The following is a 23,309-nucleotide window of genomic DNA, read 5'->3' as shown; positions in this document are numbered from 1 at the left end:
CTCACCACTCCCCGAGGTGCGTCATGCGCTCCGCCACCCGCTCGGGGGTGGGGTGCGGGAGGTGCCCGGCGAGCTTGCCGTCGGCCAGGAAGAGCACGCCGTGCGCGGCCGAGGCGGCGACCGGGTCGTGGGTCACCATCAGGACCGTCTGGCCCATCCCGTCGACGACGGCGCGGAGCAGGTCGAGGACCTGCCGCGCGGTGCGGGTGTCGAGCGCGCCGGTCGGCTCGTCGGCGAGGACGACGTCGGGCCGGGCGATGAGCGCCCGCGCGATCGCGACGCGCTGCTGCTGCCCGCCGGACAGCTCCGCCGGGCGGTGCTCCAGCCGCTTGGCCATCCCGACGCCTTCGACGATCTCGCGCAGCCACTGCGGGTCGGGCTTGGCGCCGGCCAGCCGCATCGGCAGCGTGATGTTCTGCAGCACGTTCAGCGACGGCAGCAGGTTGTAGGCCTGGAAGACGAACCCGACGCGGGTGCGCCGCAGCCGCGTCAGCTCGTTCTCCTTCAGCCGCCCGATCTCGGTGCCGCCGAGCACCACCTTCCCCGACGTCGGCCGGTCGAGGCCGGCCGCGCAGTGCAGGAAGGTGCTCTTGCCCGAGCCCGACGGGCCCATCACCGCGGTGAACGTCCCCCGCGGCACGCCCGCCGTCACGCCGTCGAGCGCGGTGACGGCGCCGTCGCCGGAGCCGTACACCTTCCGCACCCCGGCCAGTTCCAGCGCGTTCCCTGTGGTCATTTCCGATCCCCTTCGTTCTCTCGCAAGAAAACTAGGGCCCTGACCTGGCCCGATCGATCCCGTGGAGAGGTGGATCCGGGGTAGCGCCAGCACCACCACGGCGGTGGGGTGGGACACTCCCGTCGTGAAGTCCCGCCTGCGCGAGTGGTGGTCGGCGATCCGGTACCTCGTGGTCGGCGCCGGCACCTCGCTGCTGTCGATCCTGGCCCTCGCCGGGCTCTTCGCCGTGCTGCTGCTGTGCCCGTTCGGCGTCGGGATCCCGTCGCTGGCCCCGGCGATCAAGCTGTCGCGGTGGCCGGTCGGGGTCGACCGGCGCCGGGCCGCGCGCCGGCTCGGCGAGGCCATTCCCGAGCCCTACCGCGACGGCTCGCCGGTGAAGGACCCGGCGACGCGGCGCGACCTCGCGTGGCTCGCGATCCACGCGGCGACCGGAATGCTGCTGGGCAGCATGGCCGTCGGCCTGCCGCTCGGCGTCGTCCAGCAGGTCGTGACGCTCCTGGCCTGGCCGGTGGCGGGCGGGATCGAGGGGTCGCTCGGCTTCGTCGTCGACACGTGGCCGATGGCCGGGCTGACCCTCCTGGTCGGCGCCGGCATGGCGGGGCTGACGCTGCTGCTGCCGCGAGCCGCGCGCTGGCAGGCCCGCACCGCGCGGAAGCTGCTGCGGCCGGCGCCCGGCGTCGTGCTGGCCGACCGGGTCGCCGAACTGACCGCGACGCGAGCGGCCGCGCTGGAGGCGCACGGCGCCGAGCTGCGCCGCATCGAGCGTGACCTGCACGACGGCACCCAGGCCCGGATCGCGGCCGTCGTCCTGCAGCTCGGCATCGCCGGCCAGCTCTACGACCGCGACCCGGCCACCGTGCGCGACCTGCTGGTCAAGGCCCAGGACACCGCGACCGACGCGCTGGCCGAGCTGCGGACGGTCGTGCGCAGCATCTACCCGCCGCTGCTGAGCGAACGCGGCCTCGCCGGGGCGACGCGCGCGCTCGCCGAGCACTGCCCGGTACCGACGGCGGTCCACGTCGAGTACGAGACCCACCGCCCGGCCGCGGTCGAGGCCGCCGCGTACTTCGTCGTCGCCGAGATGCTGGCCAACGTCACCAAGCACGCCGACGCGTCCACTGTGGACATCAACCTCGGCGGCACGGCTTCGTTGCTGTCCTTGGAGATTCGCGACGACGGCCGCGGCGGCGCCGACGAGCGGCGCGGCAGCGGGCTCTCCGGGATCCGGCGCCGCGCCGAGGCTTTCGACGGAACCCTCACCCTGACCAGCCCACCCGGTGGGCCGACCGTGCTGCGAGTGGAGCTGCCATGCGGGTCGTGATCGCCGAAGACGACGCCTTGCTGCGCGAAGGCCTGGCGCTGCTGCTGAAGACGGCGGGCATCGAGGTGGCCGCCACCTTCGACAACGCCGAGGGCTTCCTGGAGTTCGTCGAAGGCGACCGGCCGGACGCCGTCGTCATGGACGTCCGGATGCCGCCGACCCACCGCGACGAGGGCCTGCGCGCGGCCGTGCGCGCCCGCGAGATCCACCCCGGGCTGCCGGTGCTCGTGCTGTCGGCGCACGTCGAGACGAGCTACGCGGTCGAGCTGCTCGCCGACGGCGTCGGCGCGGTCGGCTACCTGCTCAAGGAGCGCGTCGGCAAGGTCGAGCGGTTCCTCGACGCGCTCGAGCGGGTCGCGAAGGGCGGCACGGCGATGGACCCGGAGGTCATCGGCCAGCTGATGTCCCGCCGCCGCGCCGCCGATCCGCTCGAAGCGTTGACCGCCCGGGAGCGCGAAGTGCTGGCGCTGATGGCCGAGGGCTACAACAACGGCACGATCGCCGAGCTGCTCGTCGTCAGCGACGGCGCGGTGCTCAAGCACATCCGCAACATCTTCGCGAAGCTCGGCCTGCCGTCCGACGAAGGCGGCGGGCACCGCCGGGTGCTGGCGGTGCTCGCCTACCTCGGCCGGGACGCGGGGTAGCGCAGGCACCACCCCGGATCCGGGTGCCGGCGGGATCGTTCCGTGAGCTGCGCGTTCGTAGTGTTTTCGGCATGACGAACACCAACGCACCCACCCGCACCGCCACCCCCGCCCTCCTCTGGGTGGTCCTCGTGATCAGCGCCGCCGTCAACGCCGGTGGTTCCGTCACGGGACTCGACTTCACGCTCCGGATGATCGCCGGCGGGATCGCCCTGGCGGCGACCGCCGGCCTGATCACCTACTACGTCCGGCGACGGCGACAGCGGTGAGCACCGCGGCGACCCAGAACGGGTTGAGCGCGCCGGCGAGGATCGGGCCCGCCGTCGCGCCGACGTTCAGGGCCGCCGTCGCGTAGGAACCCGCCATCGTCGGGGCGCCAGTGGCTGCACGGAGGATCCGGGTGATCACCGTGCCGCCGACCGCGAAAGCCAGCGCGCCCTGCGGGAACGCGAGGAACACGAGCGCCGCCGGCACCAGGGCGAGCACGACCCAGCCCCCGAGCAGCAGCGTCCCACCGAGGGCGACGACCCGGCCGGGCCACCGGTCCGCGAGCCGCCCCGCCGCGGTGATGCCGGCGAAGCACCCGGCACCGAAGAGGGCGAGCACCACCGGTGCGGGCGCGACGCCTTCGCTCAGCGGCGCCAAGAAGGTGAAGACGCCGAAGGTGGCGGCGTTGACCAGCGCCGCCCGGAGCAGCACCGGGGCGAGCGGGCGGAGTTCGGCGAACTCGCTCCGCAGGTCGGCCACCCCGCCGGCGGGGGTGTCGGGGACGCGCGACACCGCGGCGAAGGCGGGCAGGCACAGCGCGGCGACGGTCCAGGAGGCCGTGGGCCAGCCGAGCAGCGCGCCGCCGGGGATGCCCGCGGCGCAGGCCAGGGTCGTCCCGCCGAGCAGGACGGCGAGCGCGCGTCCGGTGCGGTCCGCCGGCACGAGCGAGGTGGCCGCGGTCAGCGCGACGGCGAGGAACCCGGCATTCGCGACGGCGGCGACCAGCCGCGTGGCGAGCAGGACACCGAACGACGACGTCAGCCCGCCGACGACGTGCATCGCGACGAAGAGGGCGAGGAAGGTCCGCAAGGCGGTCCGACGCCGCCAGGTCCGCGCGAGGGCGGCCATGAGCGGCGCACCGGCCACCATCCCGAGGGCGAACGCGCTGGTCAGGTAACCGGCCTGCGCCGGCGTGACGTCGAACGCGGCGGCGATGCCGGGAACGAGCCCGGCGAGCATGAACTCGGACGTGCCCATGGCGAACACACCGAGGGCGAGGAAGAAGAGGGGCACAGCGAAACTCCAGGGATCACGAAGGCAAGGGACGCGTTCGTGGTCACCCGGGAGCCCGGGGAGGCGAGGAGTTACCGGGCTGCCGGAGTGACCGGCAGCCCCGCCCTGGACGCTTCGGGGCTCGACATGCCCCCGACCCTACCGGTTACGGTGAGCCGTGGCGGAACTCGAGGAGATGGTCGCGCTGCTGGACTCGTGCCTGCGGCCGATCGCGCAGCGCCCGGTCGACCTGTCCGACCCGGGCTGGCAGGAGAAGCTGCGGGCCGCCGAGCCGCTGGACGAAGCCGGCATCCGCGCCGAAACCGAGGAAGCGCTGCGAGCACTGCTCGACCGCTACGAGCACGGCGACGCCGAGGCCCGGGCCGCCGTCCGCGCGCTGTTCGACCGCTATCCGTCGTTCACCTGGGCCGCCCACCTGCCGGGCGCGGACTTCCGCACCCGGCTGCTCCACCTGTCGGCCCGCGACCACGGCCGCGACACCCGCGACGAGATCATGGCGTTGCGGGACATCCGCGCCGAAGCCGAGGCCGCGGGCGTGGACCTCCGGCCGGTGCTGCGCGAGGTGGCGGGGCTGTCGAGCACAGTCGACAAGTACGGCATGGGCTCGATGCGGGACATCCTGCGCGCCGAGGCGGGCTAGTCACCCGGCCCGGAAGCTCGCCCGGTAGGCCTGCGGACTCGTCCCCACCACCCGCTTGAACCGCTCCCGGAACGCCCCCGGCGACCCGAACCCCACCAGCCCCGCGATCCGGTCCACCGGCTCCCCGGTCGACTCCAGCAGGTGCTGCGCCCGCCGGACCCGCGCCCGCAGCAGCCACTGCAACGGCGTCGTCCCCGTCTGCTCGCGGAAACGGCGGTTCAACGTGCGCGTGCTCATCCCCACCTGGGCCGCCACCCCGGACAGCGTCAGCTCGGACGCGCAGTTGTCCTCCAGCCACGCCAGCACCGGCTCCAGTTCCGACCCCCGCGGTGTCGGCGGCACGTCGTGCGCGATGAACTGGGCCTGGCCGCCCTCACGCTCGAGGGGCATCACCGACAGGCGGGCCGCGTCCGCCGCCACCGCCGAGCCGTGGTCGCGGCGGATCAGGTGCAGGCACAGGTCGAGCCCGGCCGCCGCGCCCGCCGAACTCAGGAACTGCCCGTTGTCCACGTACAGCACGTCCGGGTCCACCTCGACCGCCGGGAACATCCGCGCCAGCTCCGGTGCCGCCGCCCAGTGGGTCGTCGCGCGCAGGCCGTCCAGCAACCCCGTCTCGGCCAGCACGAACGCCCCCGAGCAGATCGACGCTATCCGCGCTCCCCTCGCTGCGGCGGACCGCAAACCGGAGACCACATCAACCGGCAGCGGCGGGTTCGACGCACGTCCCGGCACGATGATCGTGTCCGCGTCGGCCAGCCCCGACAGGTCCCACGGCGGCCGCAGCGTGAACATCCCCGCGTCCAGCTCCGGCGCGGGACCGCAGATCCGGACCTCGTACGCGGGCCGGCCGCGCAGGAGCGTCCGCGAGAAGACCTCGATGGGCGTCGCCAGGTCGAACGGGACGACCTGGTCGAGCGCGAGGACCGCCACGATGTGCATGTCCCCACGATAGATCGTCCACTATGGACGGAGGCTGCGCAGCATCAGGTTCGCGAAGTGCTCGCCCACCTGCTCCCCCGACAGCTCGCCGTCGGCGTGGTACCACATGCCGAGCCGGTGGATGGCCCCGAAGTGGTAGTTGATCACCAGGTCGGCGGGGACGTCGGCGCGGAACACCCCCGCCCGCTGGCCTTCGTCGACCAGGTCCCGCACGCGCTCGTGGTAGGTGCGCCGCTCGGCGCGCACCTGGACCTGCTTGGACTTCTCCAGCAACGGGAACGACTGGAAGAACACCGTCGCCGCGTCGAGGTCGGCGATGCTCGTCACGACGACGTCGGCGATGATCGCGTGCAGCCGCTCCGGCAGCGGCAGGTCCGACTCGGCGATCGTCACCATCCGGCGCGTCTGCATCCGCAGCATCGCCGTGTAGATCTCGAAGAGCAGGTCGTCCTTGGACTCGAAGTAGTGGTACAGGCCGCCTTTGGTGACACCGGCCTCCTCGACGATCTCGCGGACCGTGGTCGCCTCGAAACCCTTGTCGGCGAACAGGCGCACCGCCGCCCGCACGACCTTGTCCCTGACCGTCATGAGACCACCCTATGTGAGCGGGCGGGCCGGCCCGCGCGGCGCCGCGAGCCGGCCCGATCCATCACTTACCCAGCAGGTTCACCTGCTCCGGGGTGGCGCGTTCACCGGTGTACGGCGTGATCGCCCCGGTGCCCCGGTCGGTGACCGACGGTGGCTGGATCACCGTCGTCGTGGTGTCCGGGTTGATCTTGAACACGTACGCGCCGGTGTAGCCGGCGTGCGAGTCCTTCGAGAACCCGAACGGCGTGAGACCCGGCCCCTTGAGGCTGCCGGAGCTCATGGCGTCGACGACCTTCTGGCGCGTCGGGTCCGGCCCGGCGGCCTTCAGCGCCTGCGCGAACGTGTAGGCCTGCACCATCCCGTAGAACAGCGTGTTGGTGAGCGGCTCCTTCGGGATGTACTTGTCGTGGATGCCCTTGAAGTAGGCGACCCACGGGTCGGACGTCTGCGCGACGTCGGGCAGGTAGCCGGTGCCGATCAGCCCGTTGAGCAGCTGCGCGCTCGACACGCTGGCGCCGCCGCGCTTGGCGAAGTCCTGCAGCAGCCCGGAGAGCGTCGCCGGGTCCGCGCCGATGCTGCTGACGACGAACTGCGGCTTGTACCCGATCTTGGCCGCGGCCAGGATCGACAGCGCGGTGAACGCCGGGATGCACTCGCAGACGACGACCTCGGCGCCCGCGGCCTTCAGCGCGGACAGCTGCGGCGTGACGTCGGTGTTCGCGCTGTCGTAGCCCTGCCGCACGACGGTCTGGTCCTTGACGAACTGGTCGAGCCCGGCCTGGGTGTCCCGGCCGACGTCGTCGTTCTGCGTGAAGTAGCCGATCTTCTTGCCCGCGAAGGTGTCCTTGATGAACTTGCCCTGGATCTTGCCTTCGCGCGTGTAGTCCACCTGGTAGCCGAAGGTCATCGGCGCCTTCTGCGGGTTGTCCCACGCGAGCGCGCCCGAGGACACCAGCAGGTCCGGCACGCCCTCGGTGTTGAGGTAGTCGACGACCTTCGAGTGCGTCGGCGTGCCGAGCCCGCCGACGATCGCGAACACCTTGTCCTGCAGCACCAGCTTCTTGACGACCTCGACGGTCTTGGTCGGGTTGTAGCCGTCGTCCTCGACCTTGTAGTCGATCTTGCGGCCGTTGATCCCGCCGCCGTCGTTGATCGACTGGTACACCGCGCGGGCGCCGACGGAGATCTTGCTGTACCCGGGCGCGGCCGGGCCGGTGAGCGGCTGGTGGGTGCCGATGGTGACGGTGTCCTTCGTGACGCCGACGGCCGAGTCGGCCGCCTGCTGGCCACCGCCGTCGCTCTCCCCCGCGCCGCCGCACGCGGTCAGCGCCAGTGCGAGGGCGACGAACCCCGCGCCGTACCTAGTGAGTCTCATGGTTCTCCTTTTTCTCGGCGGGTCGACGGAGAAGTCCGCGCAGCTTCTGGAAACCACCCTGGATGCCGCGCGGGAACGCGAGCACGACGACGATGAGGATCACGCCGTACACCGCCAGCGGGAGGTTGTTGGCCACGTCGGTGTTCAGGTGCAGGACGTCGGCGAGGTCCTCCGACCACGCCTGGAAGTAGACGAGCGCGATCGCACCCCACAGCGCGCCCCACAGGGATCCGAGGCCGCCCAGCACGACCGCGGCCAGCAGGCTCAGGGACAGCGCGGGCGTGAACGAGCCGGGCGCGGCGGTGCCGAGCAGGAACGCCTGCAGGCCACCGGCCAAACCTCCGCAGACCGCGCTGATGAGGAATGCGAGGATCTTCGTGCGCCCGACGGCGATCCCGCTCAGGGACGCGGCGACCTCGTCGTCGCGCACCGCGCGGAAGTCGCGCCCGAGCCGGCCGCGCACGACGTTCACCACGAGCACCAGCGCGATGAGCACGCTGAGCCAGACGATCCACGTCTGCCAGCGCAGCTCCGGGACCGCCACGCCGGACGGTCTGCTGTGGACGGTGAAGCTCAACCCGTTGCTGCCGCCGAGGAAGTCCTGGAACCGGCGGGTCAGCGCGGGCAGCCCGACGGCCAGCGCGAGCGTCGCCCCGGCGAGGTACGGGCCGCGCAGCCGGGCCGCGGCGGCGCCGGCCAGCAGCCCGGCGAGCCCGCCGGCGATCGAGGCGAGCAGCAGGTCGGCCCACAGCGGGAACGACGGCACGTGCTTCACCAGCAGGGCGACCGTGTACGCGCCGATGAACATGAACGCGCCGTGGCCCAGCGAAACCTGGCCGGTGAGGCCGGTAAGCAGGGTCAGCCCGGCCACCGCGATCAGGTAGTAGCCGATGGTCGCGATCCGCAGGTTGGTGAACTCGTCGGTGACCAGCGTCAGCAGGACGACCGCGGCGAACGCGGCCAGCGCGAACAGGACGTGGCGCAGCAGCGGCGGCAGGATCCGCTTCTTCGCCGCGGTTTCCACGCGGGTTTCCGGAAGACTCGTGCGCACCGTCATACCCGCCTCACCTTCGCCCGGCCGAACAAGCCGCTGGGCCGCACGATCAGCACCACGACCAGGATCGCCAGCGCCGCGATGGTCACCATCTCCGGTCCGAAGTAGCCGGACACATAGGACAGTCCGACGCCGAGCACGAACCCGCCGGCGATGGTGCCCAAGGGGTTGTCGAGCCCGCCGAGCACGGCGGCGGTGAGGGCGTAGACGAAGACGCCGTCCAGGACGTTCGGGAAGAGGAACGGCGGGGTGGCGAGCAGCCCGGCCAGCGAGCCGACCGCCGCGGCCAGCCCCCAGCCGACGGTGAGCATCAGCCCGACCCGGACGCCGAGCGTGCGGGCGACGTCCGGGGCGAACGCGGCCGCCCGCATCCGCAGGCCCAGCGGTGTGTACTTGAACACCACCAGCACGAGCGCGGCGATGGCGAGCACGATCAGCACGACGAACAGGTCGTTGGCCGAGAACCGGCCGACGAAGTCGAAGGCGTACGGGAACGCCAGCGGCTCGTTGGACCAGATCATGCCCGCGATCGCCTGCAGCACCAGCAGAAGCCCGAGCGTGACGATTATCGAGCTCAGCTCGGAGCGGTGCCGCAGCGGCCGGATCAGCAGCCGTTCGGTGGCGACGCCCAGCAGGGTCCCGGCGACGATCGCGACGGCGAAGCCGAGCCAGTAGCTGCCCGTCGCCTTCGTCACCGAGTACGCGAGGTACGTCGAGATCAGGGCGAGGGCGGGCTGGGCGAAGTTCACCACCCGGGTGGCCCGGTAGATGATGACCAGCGCGAGCCCGAGCGCCGCGTAGACCGCGCCGGCGGAGATCCCGCCGAGGGTCAGGTCGAGGAATTCCTGCATACCGGACCGTTCTCTCCCTGGTGGTTGCTCAGAAACCGAGGTAGGCGTGGCGGAGGCCGTCGTCGGCCAGCAGTTCGGCCGCGGTGTCGACGGCGACGACCCGGCCCAGCGCCAGGACGTACCCGCGGTCGGCGATGGACAGCGCGGAGTGCGCGTTCTGCTCGACGAGCACGACGGTGAGGCCGGTCGAGGCCCGCAGGTCGCGGAGGATCCCCATGATCCGGGCGGTGATCAGCGGCGCGAGCCCGAGCGAAGGTTCGTCGAGCAGCAGCAGGGACGGCCGGCTCATCAGCGCGCGGCCGATGGCCAGCATCTGCCGCTCGCCGCCGGACAGCGTCGACGCGGGTTTCGCCGACCGTTCTTCCAGCGGCGGGAAGAGCTCGTACACCTCTTTGCGAGCCGCCGCGCGGTCGGCGCGGTCGCGCCGCCACAGCGCGCCCAGCCGGAGGTTTTCGTCGACGGTCAGCTCGGTGATGACGCCGCCGCCCTCGGGCACGTGCGCGACCCCGCCGCGCGCGATGCGGTCGGGCGCCAGGCCGGTGAGTTCCTTGCCGTCCCAGGCGATCCGGCCGCCGCGGGCGGGCTGCAGGCCGCTGATCGTGCGCAGCAGCGTCGTCTTGCCGGCCCCGTTCGCCCCGAGCACGGCGGTGATCCCGCCCCGCTCGACCTCGATGCCGACGCCGTCGAGCGCGCGGACGGCGCCGTAGGCCACGGAAAGCTCGTCGATCTCAAGCACTCGGCGCCTCCTCGGCGGGGTCGCCGAGGTACGCCTCGGCCACGCGGGGGTCGGCCTGGATCTCGGCCGGCGTGCCCGCCGCGATCACCTCGCCGAAGTTGAGCACCACGACCCGGTCGCACACCTGCATCACGAGGTCCATGTGGTGCTCGACGAGCACGACCGCCATGTGCCGTCGCAGCGACAGGATCAGCGTCGACAGCTCGACGAGCTCGGCCGACGACAGCCCGCTCGCGGGTTCGTCGAGCAGCAGCAGGTCGGGTTCGGCCACCAGCGCCCGGGCGAGGGCGACGCGTTTTCGCACGCCGTAAGGCAGAACTCCGGGCAATCGGTCGGCGAGGTCGGCGATCCCGAGTTCGCCGAGCGTGGCGCGGGCCCGCGCCGCCAGCCCGGATTCGTCGCGTGCCGACCGGCCGGCGCCGACGAGCGCGGGGAGGACGCCGGTGCGGGCGTGGCGGCCCGCACCGGCCATCACGTTCTCGAGCACGGTCAGCCCGGCGAACAGGCCGAGCCCCTGCAGGGTCCGGACGATCCCAAGGCCCGCGAGGTGTTCGGGGCGGTGCCGCACGAGGGGCTCCCCGCGCCAGACCACGCGGCCGGACTGCGGCCGGACGAACCCGCAGACGACGTTGAACAGCGTGGTCTTCCCGGCGCCGTTGGGCCCGATGACCCCGACGACCGTGCCGGCGTCGACGCTCAGCCGGACGTCGTGCAGCGCGGTGAGCCCGCCGAACCGGACGGTGAGACCGTCGACCACGAGCAGGTCTTCGCCAGGCAGTGTCATCGATGACTCCTGTCTCACCATGTGGACCAGGCCGTACCGCGCGGTCGGTATGAAGAGGGTGGAGCGCGGGGCCGGTCGTGTCAAGGCACGAATCGACACGAAAAGGGCGGGCGCGCTCTTCAGCGCACCCGCCCTGGCGGTCGGTCCTGCCGGGACTCAGCCCGTGCTGGCCTGCGGCGTGATCATCGAGGAGGCGTCGAGCTTCGTCTGGACGACACCCAGCTGCTGCAGCAGGTCCGGCACGCGCTGGATGCGGCGGGCGTCCAGGGTGGACCCGAACGCCGGCATCACCATCAGGCTCGCGATGTCCTGGTCCACGTGGGCGTTGCGGACGACGAGCGGCTCGATCCGGCCGCGGTCGACCGCGGCGCGCGTCGCGTTGAGCATCGCGCGCTGGAACGCGAGCATCGTCTTCGGGTGGTCCTGCACCCACTTCCCGGTGGCGCCGAAGCCGGTGAGCGGGAAGGCCTGCGTGCTGCCGCTCGCGGCGTCGATGACCGGGAACGCCCCGGCCGTCTTGGCGGACTGGGTGAGGAACGGCTCCGGCTGGTAGGCGGCGTCGACGCGGCCCTGCGCCAGCGCGGCCCCCATCTCCGGCAGCGGCATCGGCACCCACTGCACCTTGTCGAACCCGACCCCGTGGTCGCGCATCACCGACCGGGTCAGCACGTCCGACGCGGCGTTCTTCGAGCTGATGGCGATCCGCTTGCCGTTCAGGTCGCCGACGGTCTTCACCGCCGAGTTGGGCACGGTGACCAGCTCGTTGCTGCGCGGGCTGGCCGAGGTCGCGTCGGTGACCAGCTTGACGTCGGTCCCGTTGTTCTTCGCCAGGAAGAACAGGGTGTAGGTCGACAGCGCGAGGTCGGCCTGGCCGCTCGTCATGCGGGTGAGGGACTCCTGCCCGCTGGCGGCGGTGTCGGCCTGCACGTCGAGGCCCTCCGCCTTGAAGTAGCCGCCTTCCTGCGCCAGCCAGAACGTGGCGAGGTCGACGGCGGCGAAGACCGCGACCTTGAGCGACGGCTTCTCGGCGGCACCGCCGCCGGACGCGGTCCGCTGGCTGCACGCGCTCACCAGTGCGAGGACGAGCGCGAGCACGGCGAACCGGCGGATCGAGGCGCGTTTGCGCATGGCACTCCTCGGAAAAGAACCACGGGGACCACGGATTCCGGCGTGAAAGCCGTTGATCGCCGGACTGTAGATGACGATTTCCCGGACCGCAAACACGTTGCCGAGAAATACCGGGTCGATGATCACCACCGGAAACAAACCAACGAAAAGCGGGCACACAGCGTGATCGATGTCCGCCATCCGGCCCAGTCCACTGCGTCGGATGATCGTCAACGGCGTTCGTCCCCACCGAGTCATCCGAAAACGGATAACCGGCCCCGGCGCGAATAACGGAAATCGAATCCGTAGTAACGGACGGGCCCGCCGCGGAGACTCTGGGCGCGAAAAGAGGGGAAACGATGAACCAATCCTGGAAGTACCGGCCGCCGATGCTCTCGCCCCGGTTCGCCCACGAGGTGGCGACCGTCGGCGACGACGTCTTCGTGTTCGGCGGCACCGACGGGAACGTCGGCTTCGGCTCGGTGGAGACCCGCAAGCTGACCGGCAGCGGCGCGTGGCAGTACGTCAGCCCGATGCCGACGCCGCGCGGCAACCACGCGGTCGGCGTGGTCAGCGGGCTCGTCTACGTCGCCGCCGGGATCACCCCGGACGAGCGCACGACCGACGTGGTGGAGGTCTACGACCCGGCGGCCGACGCGTGGCGGGCGAGCCCGCCGCTGCCGGTCCCGCTCGGCGCGGCTTCGGCGGCCGGGCTGGGCGGGAAGCTCTACGTGGCGGGCGGTTTCGTCGGCGACGGCGACCCGGAGGAGCACGCCACGGACGCGGTGCTCGTCTTCGACCCGGCGACGGGCCACTGGGCGCCGGTGGCCCCGATGCTCACGCCGCGGGCCCGGTTCCGGCTCGTCGCGACGGACACGCACCTGTACGCGCTCGGCGGGCTGCCCAGCAGGCAGCAGAACGCGCTCGACGCCGTGGAGCGGTACAGCCCGGACACCGGCCGCTGGGAGGCGGTCGCCCCGATGCGCAAGCGCCGCGGCGCGCCCGGCGCGGTCCGGGTGGGAGACCGCATCGTCGTGGCCGGCGGCGGTCCCGCGCCGGTCGAGGACCCGACGGCCCGGGACCGCACGACCGAGGTCCTCGACGTCCGCACGGGCGAGTGGGTGCTGCTGGGCACCCTCCTCCCGCACGGCCGGGCGTCCCTGGTCTGCGCGGCGACCCCGGCGCACCGGGTCCTCGCGATCGGCGGCAGCGCGAACCTCTACGGCCAGCGCGTGACGGTGCCGGACGTGCTGTCGCTCAAGGTGGCCTGAGCGGTCAGCAGAACCAGCCGGCCTGGATCCAGCCGCGCTGGTTCACGTGGCCCATGGCGTAGCCCTCGGCCCAGTCGCCGCTGGGCGAGTACCGCGACAGCTCGAAGTGGTCGCCGCGGTAGAGGGTGCCGATGATGACGCCGGCGGGCTGGGTGCGGACGTAGAGGTCCTGGGCGCAGATCTCGTGGACGGTCCCGGCGGACGCGGCGGGTGCGAGGGTGATCGCCGCGGTGGCGGCGAGTGCGGTGGTCAGAAGAGCGCGTTTCATCGGAGTCCCTTTCGGTTCGGGGTTCGGGTTCAGTTCAGTGCGAAGCAGTCGCGGAGGAGGAAGCCCCACTTGCTGGTGCCGTGCCAGAAGACGTCGGCGGAGTTGTGGTCCGACGTGATGTACCGGACGCCGATGTAGTTGCCCTGCACGAGCGTCGCGATCGGGTCGGAGTGGCCCTGGCCGGGGGTGTAGTTGCCGAAGAGGGTGGCGGTTTGGCAGGTGATGTGCGCGGCCCGCGTCGGCACCCAGGGGTCGTTGATGGTGCCGCTTCCACTTTGGACGGTCGCGTACGCGGGGGCGGCGGTGACGGCGGCCGCGGCGACGGCCAGCAGGACTGCGGTGCGGATGCGTTGGGGCATGTCGGTCCTTTCCGTTGTGGTGTCGGGAAAGAACTACCTGCCGGCGTGGCGCAGCGGAAGCCCACCGCATGACGGTGCGTGCACACTTCGGGTCCGGCTGTGCACCGGTGCAAGTTGGTCGTGAGTGAGAAACAGTGTTCTAACCCGGTTTCTCACTCACGACCAGCCGCGGCAGACCTGCTAACTCGTCGCGGCTTCGGCGGGCGTCGCGAAGCGGCGCAGGCCCGGCGTTCCCGCGCCCACCAGCGCCACCGCCAGCACGCACAACACCCCGCCGCTCACCAACGCCGCCGTTCCCGACGTCACCCCCGCCACCAGCCCGCCCCGCAGGTTGCCCAGGTCAGGGCCCGCCTGGCCCACGATCTGCTCGGCCGCCGCGACGCGGCCCAGCAGCTCGTCCGGGGTGTTGAGCTGCACCAGCGCCCCGCGTGACACCACCGACACCGTGTCCGCCGCGCCCGCCAGCGCCAGGCACGCCAGCCCCACCCACGGGTCCGGCACCAGCCCGAACACCACCAGCGCCCCGCCCCACGCGGCCGAGCCGGCGAGCATCACCACGCCCGGCCGGGGCAGCCGGGTGAACGTCCCCGAAAACACCGAGGCCACCACCCCGCCGACCGCGATCGCCGACAGGAACAGGCCGAGCGTCCGCGGGTCGCCGGCGAAGCGTTCCGCGTTCACCAGCGGGAAGAGGCTGATCGGCATCGACAGCACCGTCGCCGCGAGGTCGGTCAGCAACGCGCCCCGGACGACCGGCGTGCGCACCAGGAACGTCAGCCCGTCCAGCACCCCGCGCAGCCCGGGCCGCGACGGCTCGCCGTCCGGCCGCATCGGCGGGAGGCCGAAGACGCCGTAGAACGCCATCGCGAACGTCAGCGCGTCGACGGCGTAGCAGCCGCCCACCCCGAACCGGCCCAGCAGCAGCCCGCCCAGCGCCGGGCCGAGCAGCATCGCGCCCTGGAACGCGATCCGGTTCAGCGCGAGCCCGGCCGGCAGGTGCGCGGGCGTCAGCAGCCGCGGGACGAACGTGCGCGCCGCCGGCCCGCCGCCCGCGACGAAGCACGACTGCACCGCCACCAGACCCAGCACCACGAGCACCGGCACGTCACCGAGAAACCCCTGCACGGCCAGGAGAACCGCGCAGACCGCCTGCCCGGTGGTGGTGATCAGCGCGAACTTCCGCCGGTCGACGCGGTCCACGAGCGACCCCGCGAACAGCCCGAACACCACCACGGGCAGGGCCTGCGCGAGCCCGACCGCCCCGGTCCACACCGTGCTCCGGGTCTGCTCCCAGACCTGGAACATCACGGCGACGAGCGTCATCTGCGAGCCGAACCCCGAGAAGACGCGGCCGATCCAGAGCCGCCGGAAGGCCGGCGAGACGCGCAGCGGGGTCAGGTCGACGAAGGCACGGGACAGCGGCACGGCCAAACTGTAACAGCGCTTATACGATTCGGAACTCCAAGACCGTCCGGCCCGCGTCCGTGACCGACTCCAGCACCAGCCCGTGGTCCGCCGCGAGCGCCTCGAACTCCTCGACCCGCCGTTCGCGCCCACCGAAGATCACGAGCATCGCCAAGTCCATGTCGGTCCCGGCGTGCCGCCCGCCGACCGGCTCGACGACGACGATCCGCCCGTCCGGCGCGGCCGCCTCGACGCAGCGGGCCAGGATGCGGTGGGCGTGCTCGTCGTCCCAGTCGTGCAGGATGTCGACCAGCAGGTAGGCGTCCGCCCCCGCCGGGAGCGGGTCGAAGAAGCTGCCTTCCAGCACCGAAGCCCGCTCCTCGAGCCCGTGCTCGGCGAAGGTCGCGGCGGCCGCGGTGACGTCGAGGTCGACCAGCCGGCCCCGGATCGCGGGGTGGGCCGCCAGGATGCCCGCGAGCACCGTGCCGGGACCGCCGCCGACGTCGACGATCGTGGCGAACCGGCCCCAGTCGTACCCCGCCGCGAGCTGCCGGACGCCGTCCCGCAGCCGGTGCGCCATCTGCCGGTCGAACGACTCCCGCAGCGGCGGGTGCGCGGCGAGGTCGGACCAGAAGTCCCGGCCGTACCGGCGGTCGTACCCGGCCCGCCCGGTGGTGACGCTGTGCAGGAGCTCGGTGAACGCCAGCTCGGCGCGCCCGCCCGCGGTGTTCAGGTCCAGCAGGACGGTCGTGAGGCTGTCGCCGCAGAGGTTCTCGCCGTACTCCGTGGTGCGGTAGCCGGCGGCGGTCCGCTCGAAGAAGCCCAGCGACGCGAGGTGGCCGAGCAGCAGCCCGAGCGGAACCGGTGCGACGCCGAGGTCTTCCGCCAGCCGGTCGACGTCCGCCGGCCGGCGCAACCGGTCCGGCAGCCCGAGCGTCACCGCGACCCGCAACGCCATCGGGGTCGCCAGGCTCGCCATGCGCAGAATCGTGTTCGCGTCGTCACTCCCCATGACCACGCATGGTCGCAGGCCGGCGATTTCCTCCACAAGGGACGGCCGGTGAGCGGATGACCACTGGGAGCAAAGGGAAGCGGAACGGAAGTCCGCTCGGGCAAGATCGACCCGCATCCCGAAGCGTGAGGAGTCGAAAATGAAAGCCCGTGTTCTCCAGGCCGTCATCGGTACGGCCTTCCTGGCCGTCCTCGTCCTCGCGCCCGCCGCGCAGGCGGCCGAGACCCCGCCGCAGCCCGGCCCCTCGATCGGCGTCGGTCCCTACATCGGCGACTCGCCCAAGCCCGGGACGGCCAACGCGGAGACCAAGTAGGCCGCGCGCAGGACGGCGTCGCGCAGCAGCGCGCCGCTGTCCCGCTCGCGGGCCGGGGCGAGCACGAACCCCGCGTCCGTGTGCTCGCCCCAGCCCGCCATCGCGTGCGGCTCGCCGAAGCCGCGGATCGGGCACGGCAGCGGCGGCGCCACCGGCACGTGCGCGTCGCTGGCCAGCAGGCTGACGTCCGCGCGGGCCGCCTGCTCCGGCACCACCCGCGCGGCCCGGTCCGGCGGCGCCTGGTGCGCCACGACGAGTGCCCGCGGGACCCCCAGTCCCGCGGCCACCCGCCGCTGCGCCAGCCGGTAGGCCACCAGCGCGCCCAGCCCCGCGCCGAACAGCACGTGCGGGCGGGCGAGGACCACCGCCAGCTCCGCCGCGAGGGACTCGACGAGCAGCCACATGTCCCGGTAGGGGTGCTCCCCGCTGCGCTCGCCGCGGCCGGGCAGCTCGACGACGTGCACCGCGATCCGCGGATCGCGCCACGCGCGGTACCGGCCGGCTGCCTCCCCCGCGTCCGGGAAACAGACGACCAGCAGCCGCTCGGCCTCGTCGACGTCCACCCACGGCCTCCTTTTCCCTCGCCCCGGGGATAGGGTCGATGACGGCACTTCCGTTCCGCTTCGGTCGGCCTTCTGGGGGCTACTTGTGCGCTACCGCCTGCTCGGACCGGTCACGGTCCTCGGCGACGCGGGCGCCGTCCGGCCCGGTGGCCAGAAGCAGACGTCGGTGCTGGCCGCCCTGCTGCTGAACCCGAACCGCGTGGTCGGCGAAGACCGGCTCATCGACCTGACCTGGGGCGAGAACGCGCCGCCGAGCGTCCGCGGGCGGCTGCAGGTGCACATTTCGGAGCTGCGGAAGCTCCTCGGCCGCGACGCGATCGTCCGCCGCGCGCCCGGGTACGTCCTGGAGGTCGCGCCCGGCGACCGCGACCTCGACGTGTTCGACGACGAGGTCGCGCTGGCCAGGGCGACGTCCGGGCCGGCCGCCGTCACGCACCTGCGGGCCGCGCTCGCGCTGTGGGACGGCACCCCGCTCGGCGGGGTCAGCGAGGCACTGGCCGCGCACGAAGGCCCGGCGCTCGTCGAACGCCGGCTCGTCGTCCTGGAAGAGCTGTACGAGCAGGAGCTGGCTTCGGGGCGGCACGGCGAAGTCGTCGGGGAGCTGCGCCGGCTCGTCGACGAGCACCCGTTCCGCGAGCGCCTGCGGGCCGCGCTGATGCTCGCGCTGCACCGCTGCGGCCGCACGCCGGAGGCCCTCGACACCTACGCGCGGGCGCACGAGCTGCTGGTCGACGAGCTGGGCATCGAACCCGGCCAGGCCCTGCAGGACCTGCGCCTGCGGATCCTGCGCGGCGAAGGGGAACCGGCGCCCGCCGCGGCCCCGGTCGTGCCGCGGCCCGCCGAGCTGCCGCTGGACGTCCGCGGGTTCACCGGCCGGGCACCGGAGCTGGCCGCGCTCGACGAGCCGGGTGACGTCTGGGTGATCACCGGGACGGCCGGCGTCGGCAAGACCGCGCTGGCCGTGCACTGGGCCCACACCGCGCGGGCGCGCTTCCCCGACGGCCAGCTGTACGTCAACCTGCGCGGCTTCGACGCCGACGACGAGCCGCTCACCCCCGCCGCCGCGCTCGCCCAGCTGCTGCGCACCCTCGGCGTCGACCTCCGGGACGTGCCGCCGGGCGTCGACGACCAGAGCAAGCTCTACCGTTCGCTGCTGGCCGACCGGCAGGCGCTCGTCGTGCTGGACAACGCCCGCGACGCGGCCCAGGTGCTGCCGCTGCTGCCGTCGTCGGGCCGGGTGCTGGTGACCAGCCGCCACCGGCTCGACGAGTTCGTCGCGCGCACCGGCGCCCGGGCGCTGGGCCTGGCGCAGCTGCCCGAGGACGACTCGCGCGCGCTGCTGACCGCGTTGCTCGGCGAGCGGGCGACCGCCGAACCGGACGCGGCGGACGAACTGGCCCGCCTCTGCGGGCACCACCCGCTCGCGCTGCGGATCGCGGCGGCGAACACCGGCGTCGCGAGCCTCGGCGAGCTGGTCGACGAGCTGCGCGGCGACCCCCTGGCCCAGCTCGGCTTCGACGGCGACGAGGAAAGCGCCGTCGCGAAGGCGTTTTCGGTGTCCTACCAGGCGTTGCCGCCCGGGCTGCGGCAGGCGTTCCGGCTGCTGGCGCTGGTGCCCGGGGCCGACTTCACGGCGATCGCCGCGGCGGCGCTGCTGGACGTCCCGGCCGAGGAGGCGGCCCGGCGGCTGCGCGGGCTGACCGCGGCGAACCTCCTGGAGGCGCACGCGCCCCGCCGCTACCGGTTCCACGACCTCGCCCGGCGCTACGCCGAGCGGTGCGTCGGCGCCGACGAAGACGAGATCGCCCGGGAGAAGGCGTGGGAGCGGCTGTTCACCGGCTACGGCGCAGCCGCCGACGCCGCCGTCGCGCTGCTGGGCGCGCGGATCGTGACGCTGCCGCGCGAGGACGCCCCGGCGGTGCCGAGCCCGGTCGCGTTCGCCGACGCCGCGGCCGCCGTGGCCTGGCTGGACGTCGAGGCGACGAACCTGGCGGCGGCCCTGCGGCTGGCGGCGACGCGCGGGCCGTACCCGGCGGCGTGGTACCTCGCCGACGCGCTGCGGCGGTTCTTCCACGACCACGGCCGCCGCGCGGAGTGGCTGGAGCTGGCCCCGATCGTCCTGCGCGCGGCGCGCGAACACGGTGCCCAGCCCGCCGAGGCGCTGGTGCACCTGTCCGTCGGCGGCGCGTACTTCCGCGAGGGCCAGCACGAAGCGGGCATCCGGCACTCGGAGAAGGCGGTGCTGGCCAGCCGGGCGTGCGGCTGGCGCGAGTGTGAGGCGACGGCGGTCGCGAACCTGGGCTCGATGCTGGAGTGGACGGGCCGGCTGTCGGAGGCGGTCGAACACAGCCGGCGCGCGATCCAGCTGTTCCGCGAGCTGGCGAACGCCTCGGGCGAGGCGCTTGCGCTGAATTCGCTGAGCTGCCACTACCGCCAGCTGGGCCGGCTGGAGCAGGCGGAGGACTGCCTGTGCGAGGCGGTCGCGCTGTGCCGGCGGCAGGAGCTGCGGTTCTGGGAGGCCGCGAACCTGGCCGACCTCGCGTGGGTGCTGCTGGAGACGGGCCGGTTCGCCGAAGCGGGTGACGCGGCCGAGCAGTCGCTGGCGAAGTTCCGTGAACTGGGGTCGAGCTTCGGCGAGGCGACGGCGCTCAACGCGTTGAGCGCGCTGCAGGGTGCCCGCGGCGACCACGCGACGGCGGCCCGCACGGCCCAGGACGCCCTGGACCACGTCCGCCGCGACGGCGACCGCCAGGTGGAGGCGGCCGCGCTGATCGCGCTCGGCCGGGCTTCGGAAGCGGGTGGTGACCTCGCGCTGGCGGAGCGGGTGCTGTCGGAAGCCCGCGAGCTGGCGGTGGAGTCGGGGTTGCGGGGGCAGCTGGCGGAGGCGTCGGCGACGTTGGCGTGGGTGCTGGCGGCGGCCGGACGGGTCCCGGAGGCGGGCGAGCACGCGCGGACGGCGTTGGACGCGGCCCGCGCGGGTGGGTATCGGCTGCTGGAGGCCCAGGCGCTGCTGGGGCTGGCGGCGGTGGAGGGCGCGGCGGGCCGGTCGATGCTGGCGACGGGGACGGCGCGGGAGGCCAGGGGGTTGTACCGGTCGATCGGGCACGTGACGGGGGAAGCGCTGGCGGAGCGGTTCTTGACGGACTTGGCCCGGCGGGCGACGGGCTGAGCCGAGGGCACGGTTCCGGGGCGGATCTCGCGGCCGCGCCGGGGCCGGACCAACCGCGGCCCCCGATCGCGCGGGTCCGCTGGCCCCGACGGCAGCCGGGACCTGCGCCCGAACGCCGTCACCCTCGCCGCGCCACCGGATGAGCGGTGTTACCCACCGGCCGGGGGCGCGACATACTGAACCCATGCCCCGTCCGAAACACGTCCCCGCGAGCGATCTCCGGCTCCCGGACGCGCTGCAGCCGGGGCGGCCCAAGGGCGACCAGCTGCGCGAAATCCTCGAGAGCGTCGCGACCGAAGCCGGGCCCGGGCGGCTGATGCCGTCCGAACGGTTCCTCGCCGAGCACTTCGGCGTCGCCCGGGGCACCGTGCGGCAGGAGATCAACCGCCTGGTCTCCGACGGCGTCCTCTACCGCCAGCACGGCACCGCCACCTTCACCGCCGAACGCCAGGCCGCGCACATCGACATGCTGACCTCGTTCACCGAGGACATGAAGGCCCGCGGCGTCGTCCCGAAGACGAAGGTGCTGCACGCCGAGGTCGAGTCCGCGCTCCCCCGCCTCGCCGGCCGGCTCAACGTCCCCCCGGGCGCGCGGGTGTTCCACCTGGAGCGGCTGCGGTACGTCGACGACGAGCCGTTCGCCGTCGAGCGCACCAACCTTTCGGTCGACCGGTTCCCGGGCATCGAGCTGTTCGACTGGGAGACGCAGTCCCTGCACCGCACGATCGAGGAGCGCTGGGGCGTCCAGGCGGAGTGGAACGACACGGCGATCTCGGCAGTCCTCCCGGACACCGGCGACGCAGCTCTGTTGGGCATCGAGCCGAGCCAGCCGTGCTTGATCATCGAAGGCACGCTGCACGACCAGAGCGGCGGCGTCATCGAGGCGGGCCGGTCGCTGTACCGCGCGGACCGCTACACGGTTTTCACCCAGGCTCGGCGCAGCCCGGCCTGAGCCCGGTTCGGCGGAATTGCGGGTGGCGGTCCGTAAACCCCTTCCGGCACCCCGAAGCTGTCATTGTGACTACGGCCGGCAACACCGCGTCAAGGCGGGAAAGATGCCTTGACCCGGCGCTGCCGGCCGTGTTCTGGCTTCGGATCGGGGTGCGGGGGAGTCTGGGTCCTCGTCGGTGCCTGTTCTCGCGTCGGCTCGCTTCCGAAGCGGCAGGCAAGGGCTGCGGGTAGGCGCCGGCCTACGTGGGGTCCGCCTGATGAGTCCGCAGCAGCTTGACGCAGTGCTCTACCAGCTTGTCCCCCGCGTCGGGCTCGAACAACGTCACGTATGACTCGTACACGCCGTTGCGATGCCCCTCCGCGTCGGGCAGGTAGCCCAGGTAGCCGTCGGAATAGCCGATCACCCGCGTGTGCCGGAACGGGCTGCCCCGCCGGATGCGCAGCCCCAGGGACGCGAACAGCTCGAACGGCGTGTGCAGCCAGGCGATCTCGCCCAGCGACACGACGCTCACCGGGACCTCCGCGCAGCCCGTCGGCCGGTCGGTGGCCGCCATCGATGCCAGCATCGCGCAGCCCTCGTAGCGCGTCTGCGCGATGCGGACCGCCGGGTGGTCTTCGCCGTGGTGCGCCAGCTCGCGCTGCCACTCCCTCTCGGCCGTCTCCCGCAGCTCGACGCTGTCCTCCAGCGACGGCACGTCCCGGTAGGGCAGGTGCAGCGCCGACCGGGACATCCGGACCGGGCCGGTCTCGGCGCCGGCCGAGGCCTCCGCCAGCGTCCGGGCGATCGACGTCGCCAGGTGGCCGCCCAGCGTGCGGACCTCGGCGTGGTCGCGGCCGCGGCGGACAAATCGGGAGCTCGCGTCACCCGCCGCACCCTGCAGGAACGCCGAGACCGGCTGGCCGATCAGCGCCGCCAGCTCGCGCCGCGTCGCGCCCGGCCAGTCGGCCGACCAGGTCAGGTTGTCCGGCCCGAGCACCGTCGGGTGGCTCGCGTAGTCGAACAGCAACGCGGCCGGCGAACCGTCGTCGCGGCGCAGCTCCAGCACGCCGAACGACGTGTCGTGCGGCCCGTCCGGCCGGTAGCGGTTGCCGCCGACGGCCTCGGTCGTCCCGGCGTGCCAGCGGGCCCGGACGCGGCCGCGGCACGCGCGCAGCCGCAGCGCCGCGCCGGTGACCGTCTCCGCCATGCGGCCGACCAGGCCGGCGTCGCGCCGGCCCGGCAGCCCCGGGTGCAGCGGGCCGGTCCAGCCCTCGGGCCCGGAGTGCGTGTGCGACGCGCAGAGGACCACGCGCGCGGGGTCGATGCCGACCGCCGCGGCGACGGCGTCGGCCAGGGTGCGGGTGAGGCCGGCGTCGACCGCGAGCGCGTCGAGCGCCACCCACAGCACGCCCGGGTCGTCCTCGGTGGACAGCCAGATCAGCGACGCCTCGAGGTCGTCGTGCGTGCCGGTGGCGACGCCGTGCCGGGCCAGGTAACCGCCGAGCGGGTGCCCGGGCCCCGGCGTGATCCGGACGTCTTGCGCGGCGAGCAGGAGCGCGGCGGTCACCAGGTCGATTCCAGGACGTCGACGACGCCGTCGCGGCCGGCGGCGCGCGCCACCCCGGCCAGCTCGGTGACGTCGCCGGTCGTGTGCAGCAGGACTTCCAGCAGCATCGGCAGGTTGAGCCCGGACACCAGCTGGATGCGCGGGTGCACGGCGGCGAGCGCGCGCACGGCGTTGAACGGCGAGCCGCCGTGCAGATCGGCGAGCACGAGCGCCTCGGTGGCGTCGCCGAGCAGCGCGAGCAGCCGGGCGCCGAACTCCTCCGGGCTGTCGTGCGGGCTCAGTTCGCAGACCTTCAGCCGCGACTGCGGCCCCAGGATCATTTCGGCGGCTTCCCCCACGCCGGAGGGCAGCCGCCCGTGTCCGGCGAGGACGATCGGGACGGACATGGCGGTGTCT

The 23,309-nt window shown here is 73.2% G+C and carries 25 protein-coding genes; 8 read left to right on the top strand and 17 right to left on the bottom strand.

Annotation, left to right across the window (positions count from 1 at the left end; translation table 11 throughout):
• Position 1 precedes the first annotated feature (1 nt).
• Positions 2–736 (bottom strand): ABC transporter ATP-binding protein, encoded by a 735-nt coding sequence (locus tag ACIQWX_RS44655; protein WP_364459346.1) that lies wholly within the window; start codon positions 734–736, stop codon positions 2–4.
• A 124-nt stretch (positions 737–860) separates the two neighbouring features.
• On the opposite strand from ACIQWX_RS44655, the gene ACIQWX_RS44650 reads away from it, so the two are divergent.
• The 3 genes from ACIQWX_RS44650 to ACIQWX_RS44640 all read left to right on the top strand — a co-directional run bounded on the left by ACIQWX_RS44650 (position 861) and on the right by ACIQWX_RS44640 (position 2,970).
• The gene (locus tag ACIQWX_RS44650; RefSeq protein ID WP_400884767.1) at positions 861–2,057 is read left to right on the top strand and encodes a sensor histidine kinase; all 1,197 of its coding nucleotides are present in this window, start codon (positions 861–863) and stop codon (positions 2,055–2,057) included.
• A complete protein-coding gene (locus ACIQWX_RS44645; RefSeq protein WP_086674086.1) occupies positions 2,045–2,701 on the top strand; it encodes a response regulator in 657 nt (218 codons plus the stop codon). The genes ACIQWX_RS44650 and ACIQWX_RS44645 overlap by 13 nt, the downstream gene beginning before the upstream one ends.
• Positions 2,702–2,772: 71 nt before the next feature.
• On the top strand, positions 2,773–2,970 hold the full coding sequence (locus ACIQWX_RS44640) for a hypothetical protein (RefSeq protein WP_400884765.1): 198 nt from the start codon (positions 2,773–2,775) through the stop codon (positions 2,968–2,970).
• Here the strand turns inward: ACIQWX_RS44640 and ACIQWX_RS44635 are convergent.
• Entirely contained in the window at positions 2,936–3,982 is a 1,047-nt protein-coding gene (locus tag ACIQWX_RS44635) for an MFS transporter (RefSeq protein WP_400884763.1), read from the bottom strand. The genes ACIQWX_RS44640 and ACIQWX_RS44635 overlap by 35 nt on opposite strands.
• Before the next feature lie 157 nt (positions 3,983–4,139).
• On the opposite strand from ACIQWX_RS44635, the gene ACIQWX_RS44630 reads away from it, so the two are divergent.
• Positions 4,140–4,622: a hypothetical protein gene (locus tag ACIQWX_RS44630; protein WP_400884762.1), complete on the top strand. Its 483-nt coding sequence runs from the start codon at positions 4,140–4,142 to the stop codon at positions 4,620–4,622.
• On the opposite strand, the gene ACIQWX_RS44625 is transcribed toward ACIQWX_RS44630, so the two are convergent.
• The 8 genes from ACIQWX_RS44625 to ACIQWX_RS44590 form a co-directional block, all read right to left on the bottom strand.
• Positions 4,623–5,561: a GlxA family transcriptional regulator gene (locus tag ACIQWX_RS44625; protein ID WP_400884759.1), complete on the bottom strand. Its 939-nt coding sequence runs from the start codon at positions 5,559–5,561 to the stop codon at positions 4,623–4,625.
• Between the two features lie 21 nt (positions 5,562–5,582).
• Entirely contained in the window at positions 5,583–6,149 is a 567-nt protein-coding gene (locus ACIQWX_RS44620) for a TetR/AcrR family transcriptional regulator (protein ID WP_400884757.1), read from the bottom strand.
• Positions 6,150–6,210: 61 nt separating this feature from the next.
• Positions 6,211–7,524 (bottom strand): ABC transporter substrate-binding protein, encoded by a 1,314-nt coding sequence (locus ACIQWX_RS44615; RefSeq protein ID WP_400884754.1) that lies wholly within the window; start codon positions 7,522–7,524, stop codon positions 6,211–6,213.
• Entirely contained in the window at positions 7,511–8,581 is a 1,071-nt protein-coding gene (locus ACIQWX_RS44610; protein WP_400884751.1) for a branched-chain amino acid ABC transporter permease, read from the bottom strand. Before ACIQWX_RS44610 ends, ACIQWX_RS44615 begins: the two co-directional genes overlap by 14 nt.
• Positions 8,578–9,429, bottom strand: coding sequence for a branched-chain amino acid ABC transporter permease (locus tag ACIQWX_RS44605; protein WP_400884749.1), 852 nt, complete (start codon positions 9,427–9,429; stop codon positions 8,578–8,580). The genes ACIQWX_RS44610 and ACIQWX_RS44605 overlap by 4 nt, the downstream gene beginning before the upstream one ends.
• Positions 9,430–9,457: 28 nt before the next feature.
• Complete coding sequence (locus ACIQWX_RS44600) at positions 9,458–10,165, bottom strand: ABC transporter ATP-binding protein (protein ID WP_400884746.1); 708 nt, start codon at positions 10,163–10,165, stop codon at positions 9,458–9,460.
• Positions 10,158–10,949 carry an ABC transporter ATP-binding protein gene (locus tag ACIQWX_RS44595; RefSeq protein WP_400884743.1) on the bottom strand — a complete coding sequence of 264 codons (792 nt, stop codon included), beginning with the start codon at positions 10,947–10,949 and terminating at the stop codon, positions 10,158–10,160. The genes ACIQWX_RS44600 and ACIQWX_RS44595 overlap by 8 nt, the downstream gene beginning before the upstream one ends.
• A gap of 156 nt (positions 10,950–11,105) precedes the next feature.
• Positions 11,106–12,077 (bottom strand): ABC transporter substrate-binding protein, encoded by a 972-nt coding sequence (locus ACIQWX_RS44590; protein ID WP_400884740.1) that lies wholly within the window; start codon positions 12,075–12,077, stop codon positions 11,106–11,108.
• Between the two features lie 338 nt (positions 12,078–12,415).
• Here ACIQWX_RS44590 and ACIQWX_RS44585 point away from each other — a divergent pair, with 338 nt between their 5' ends.
• The gene (locus tag ACIQWX_RS44585) at positions 12,416–13,327 is read left to right on the top strand and encodes a Kelch repeat-containing protein (protein WP_400884738.1); all 912 of its coding nucleotides are present in this window, start codon (positions 12,416–12,418) and stop codon (positions 13,325–13,327) included.
• 4 nt (positions 13,328–13,331) lie between these two features.
• On the opposite strand, the gene ACIQWX_RS44580 is transcribed toward ACIQWX_RS44585, so the two are convergent.
• The 4 genes from ACIQWX_RS44580 to ACIQWX_RS44565 all read right to left on the bottom strand — a co-directional run bounded on the left by ACIQWX_RS44580 (position 13,332) and on the right by ACIQWX_RS44565 (position 16,370).
• Positions 13,332–13,595, bottom strand: coding sequence for a hypothetical protein (locus tag ACIQWX_RS44580; protein ID WP_400884737.1), 264 nt, complete (start codon positions 13,593–13,595; stop codon positions 13,332–13,334).
• A 29-nt stretch (positions 13,596–13,624) separates the two neighbouring features.
• On the bottom strand, positions 13,625–13,954 hold the full coding sequence (locus ACIQWX_RS44575; RefSeq protein ID WP_400884734.1) for a hypothetical protein: 330 nt from the start codon (positions 13,952–13,954) through the stop codon (positions 13,625–13,627).
• A gap of 180 nt (positions 13,955–14,134) precedes the next feature.
• A complete protein-coding gene (locus tag ACIQWX_RS44570) occupies positions 14,135–15,379 on the bottom strand; it encodes an MFS transporter (protein ID WP_400884732.1) in 1,245 nt (414 codons plus the stop codon).
• A gap of 19 nt (positions 15,380–15,398) precedes the next feature.
• A complete protein-coding gene (locus ACIQWX_RS44565) occupies positions 15,399–16,370 on the bottom strand; it encodes a methyltransferase (RefSeq protein WP_400884730.1) in 972 nt (323 codons plus the stop codon).
• A gap of 139 nt (positions 16,371–16,509) precedes the next feature.
• On the opposite strand from ACIQWX_RS44565, the gene ACIQWX_RS44560 reads away from it, so the two are divergent.
• On the top strand, positions 16,510–16,683 hold the full coding sequence (locus ACIQWX_RS44560; RefSeq protein WP_400884729.1) for a hypothetical protein: 174 nt from the start codon (positions 16,510–16,512) through the stop codon (positions 16,681–16,683).
• On the opposite strand, the gene ACIQWX_RS44555 is transcribed toward ACIQWX_RS44560, so the two are convergent.
• On the bottom strand, positions 16,632–17,246 hold the full coding sequence (locus tag ACIQWX_RS44555; RefSeq protein WP_400884728.1) for a thioesterase II family protein: 615 nt from the start codon (positions 17,244–17,246) through the stop codon (positions 16,632–16,634). The genes ACIQWX_RS44560 and ACIQWX_RS44555 overlap by 52 nt on opposite strands.
• A gap of 85 nt (positions 17,247–17,331) precedes the next feature.
• On the opposite strand from ACIQWX_RS44555, the gene ACIQWX_RS44550 reads away from it, so the two are divergent.
• Both ACIQWX_RS44550 and ACIQWX_RS44545 read left to right on the top strand, forming a co-directional pair.
• The gene (locus ACIQWX_RS44550) at positions 17,332–20,415 is read left to right on the top strand and encodes a BTAD domain-containing putative transcriptional regulator (RefSeq protein WP_400884726.1); all 3,084 of its coding nucleotides are present in this window, start codon (positions 17,332–17,334) and stop codon (positions 20,413–20,415) included.
• Between the two features lie 184 nt (positions 20,416–20,599).
• Positions 20,600–21,367, top strand: a complete 768-nt coding sequence (locus ACIQWX_RS44545) for a GntR family transcriptional regulator (RefSeq protein WP_400884723.1) — start codon at positions 20,600–20,602, stop codon at positions 21,365–21,367.
• Positions 21,368–21,605: 238 nt separating this feature from the next.
• On the opposite strand, the gene ACIQWX_RS44540 is transcribed toward ACIQWX_RS44545, so the two are convergent.
• Entirely contained in the window at positions 21,606–22,913 is a 1,308-nt protein-coding gene (locus ACIQWX_RS44540) for a hypothetical protein (protein WP_400884721.1), read from the bottom strand.
• Positions 22,910–23,299: a PTS sugar transporter subunit IIA gene (locus ACIQWX_RS44535; protein WP_400884718.1), complete on the bottom strand. Its 390-nt coding sequence runs from the start codon at positions 23,297–23,299 to the stop codon at positions 22,910–22,912. The genes ACIQWX_RS44540 and ACIQWX_RS44535 overlap by 4 nt, the downstream gene beginning before the upstream one ends.
• Positions 23,300–23,309: the final 10 nt, after the last annotated feature.

Origin of the sequence: Amycolatopsis sp. NPDC098790 (assembly GCF_044759945.1) — a bacterium.
GTDB lineage: Bacteria > Actinomycetota > Actinomycetes > Mycobacteriales > Pseudonocardiaceae > Amycolatopsis.
The sequence above is the reverse complement of the archived record's forward strand: the minus strand, read 5'-3'. Positions and strand labels throughout refer to the sequence as shown.

Bases quoted from the DNA above. Each gene is read 5' to 3' on its own strand.
- ACIQWX_RS44590 (WP_400884740.1), bottom strand. From the start codon at position 12,077: ATGCGCAAACGCGCCTCGATCCGCCGGTTCGCCGTGCTCGCGCTCGTC.
- ACIQWX_RS44640 (WP_400884765.1), top strand. From the start codon at position 2,773: ATGACGAACACCAACGCACCCACCCGCACCGCCACCCCCGCCCTCCTC.
- ACIQWX_RS44585 (WP_400884738.1), top strand. From the start codon at position 12,416: ATGAACCAATCCTGGAAGTACCGGCCGCCGATGCTCTCGCCCCGGTTC.
- ACIQWX_RS44545 (WP_400884723.1), top strand. From the start codon at position 20,600: ATGCCCCGTCCGAAACACGTCCCCGCGAGCGATCTCCGGCTCCCGGAC.
- ACIQWX_RS44560 (WP_400884729.1), top strand. From the start codon at position 16,510: ATGAAAGCCCGTGTTCTCCAGGCCGTCATCGGTACGGCCTTCCTGGCC.
- ACIQWX_RS44610 (WP_400884751.1), bottom strand. From the start codon at position 8,581: ATGACGGTGCGCACGAGTCTTCCGGAAACCCGCGTGGAAACCGCGGCG.
- ACIQWX_RS44565 (WP_400884730.1), bottom strand. From the start codon at position 16,370: ATGGGGAGTGACGACGCGAACACGATTCTGCGCATGGCGAGCCTGGCG.
- ACIQWX_RS44575 (WP_400884734.1), bottom strand. From the start codon at position 13,954: ATGCCCCAACGCATCCGCACCGCAGTCCTGCTGGCCGTCGCCGCGGCC.
- ACIQWX_RS44605 (WP_400884749.1), bottom strand. From the start codon at position 9,429: ATGCAGGAATTCCTCGACCTGACCCTCGGCGGGATCTCCGCCGGCGCG.
- ACIQWX_RS44645 (WP_086674086.1), top strand. From the start codon at position 2,045: ATGCGGGTCGTGATCGCCGAAGACGACGCCTTGCTGCGCGAAGGCCTG.
- ACIQWX_RS44625 (WP_400884759.1), bottom strand. From the start codon at position 5,561: ATGCACATCGTGGCGGTCCTCGCGCTCGACCAGGTCGTCCCGTTCGAC.
- ACIQWX_RS44595 (WP_400884743.1), bottom strand. From the start codon at position 10,949: ATGACACTGCCTGGCGAAGACCTGCTCGTGGTCGACGGTCTCACCGTC.
- ACIQWX_RS44580 (WP_400884737.1), bottom strand. From the start codon at position 13,595: ATGAAACGCGCTCTTCTGACCACCGCACTCGCCGCCACCGCGGCGATC.
- ACIQWX_RS44615 (WP_400884754.1), bottom strand. From the start codon at position 7,524: ATGAGACTCACTAGGTACGGCGCGGGGTTCGTCGCCCTCGCACTGGCG.
- ACIQWX_RS44535 (WP_400884718.1), bottom strand. From the start codon at position 23,299: ATGTCCGTCCCGATCGTCCTCGCCGGACACGGGCGGCTGCCCTCCGGC.
- ACIQWX_RS44620 (WP_400884757.1), bottom strand. From the start codon at position 6,149: ATGACGGTCAGGGACAAGGTCGTGCGGGCGGCGGTGCGCCTGTTCGCC.
- ACIQWX_RS44655 (WP_364459346.1), bottom strand. From the start codon at position 736: ATGACCACAGGGAACGCGCTGGAACTGGCCGGGGTGCGGAAGGTGTAC.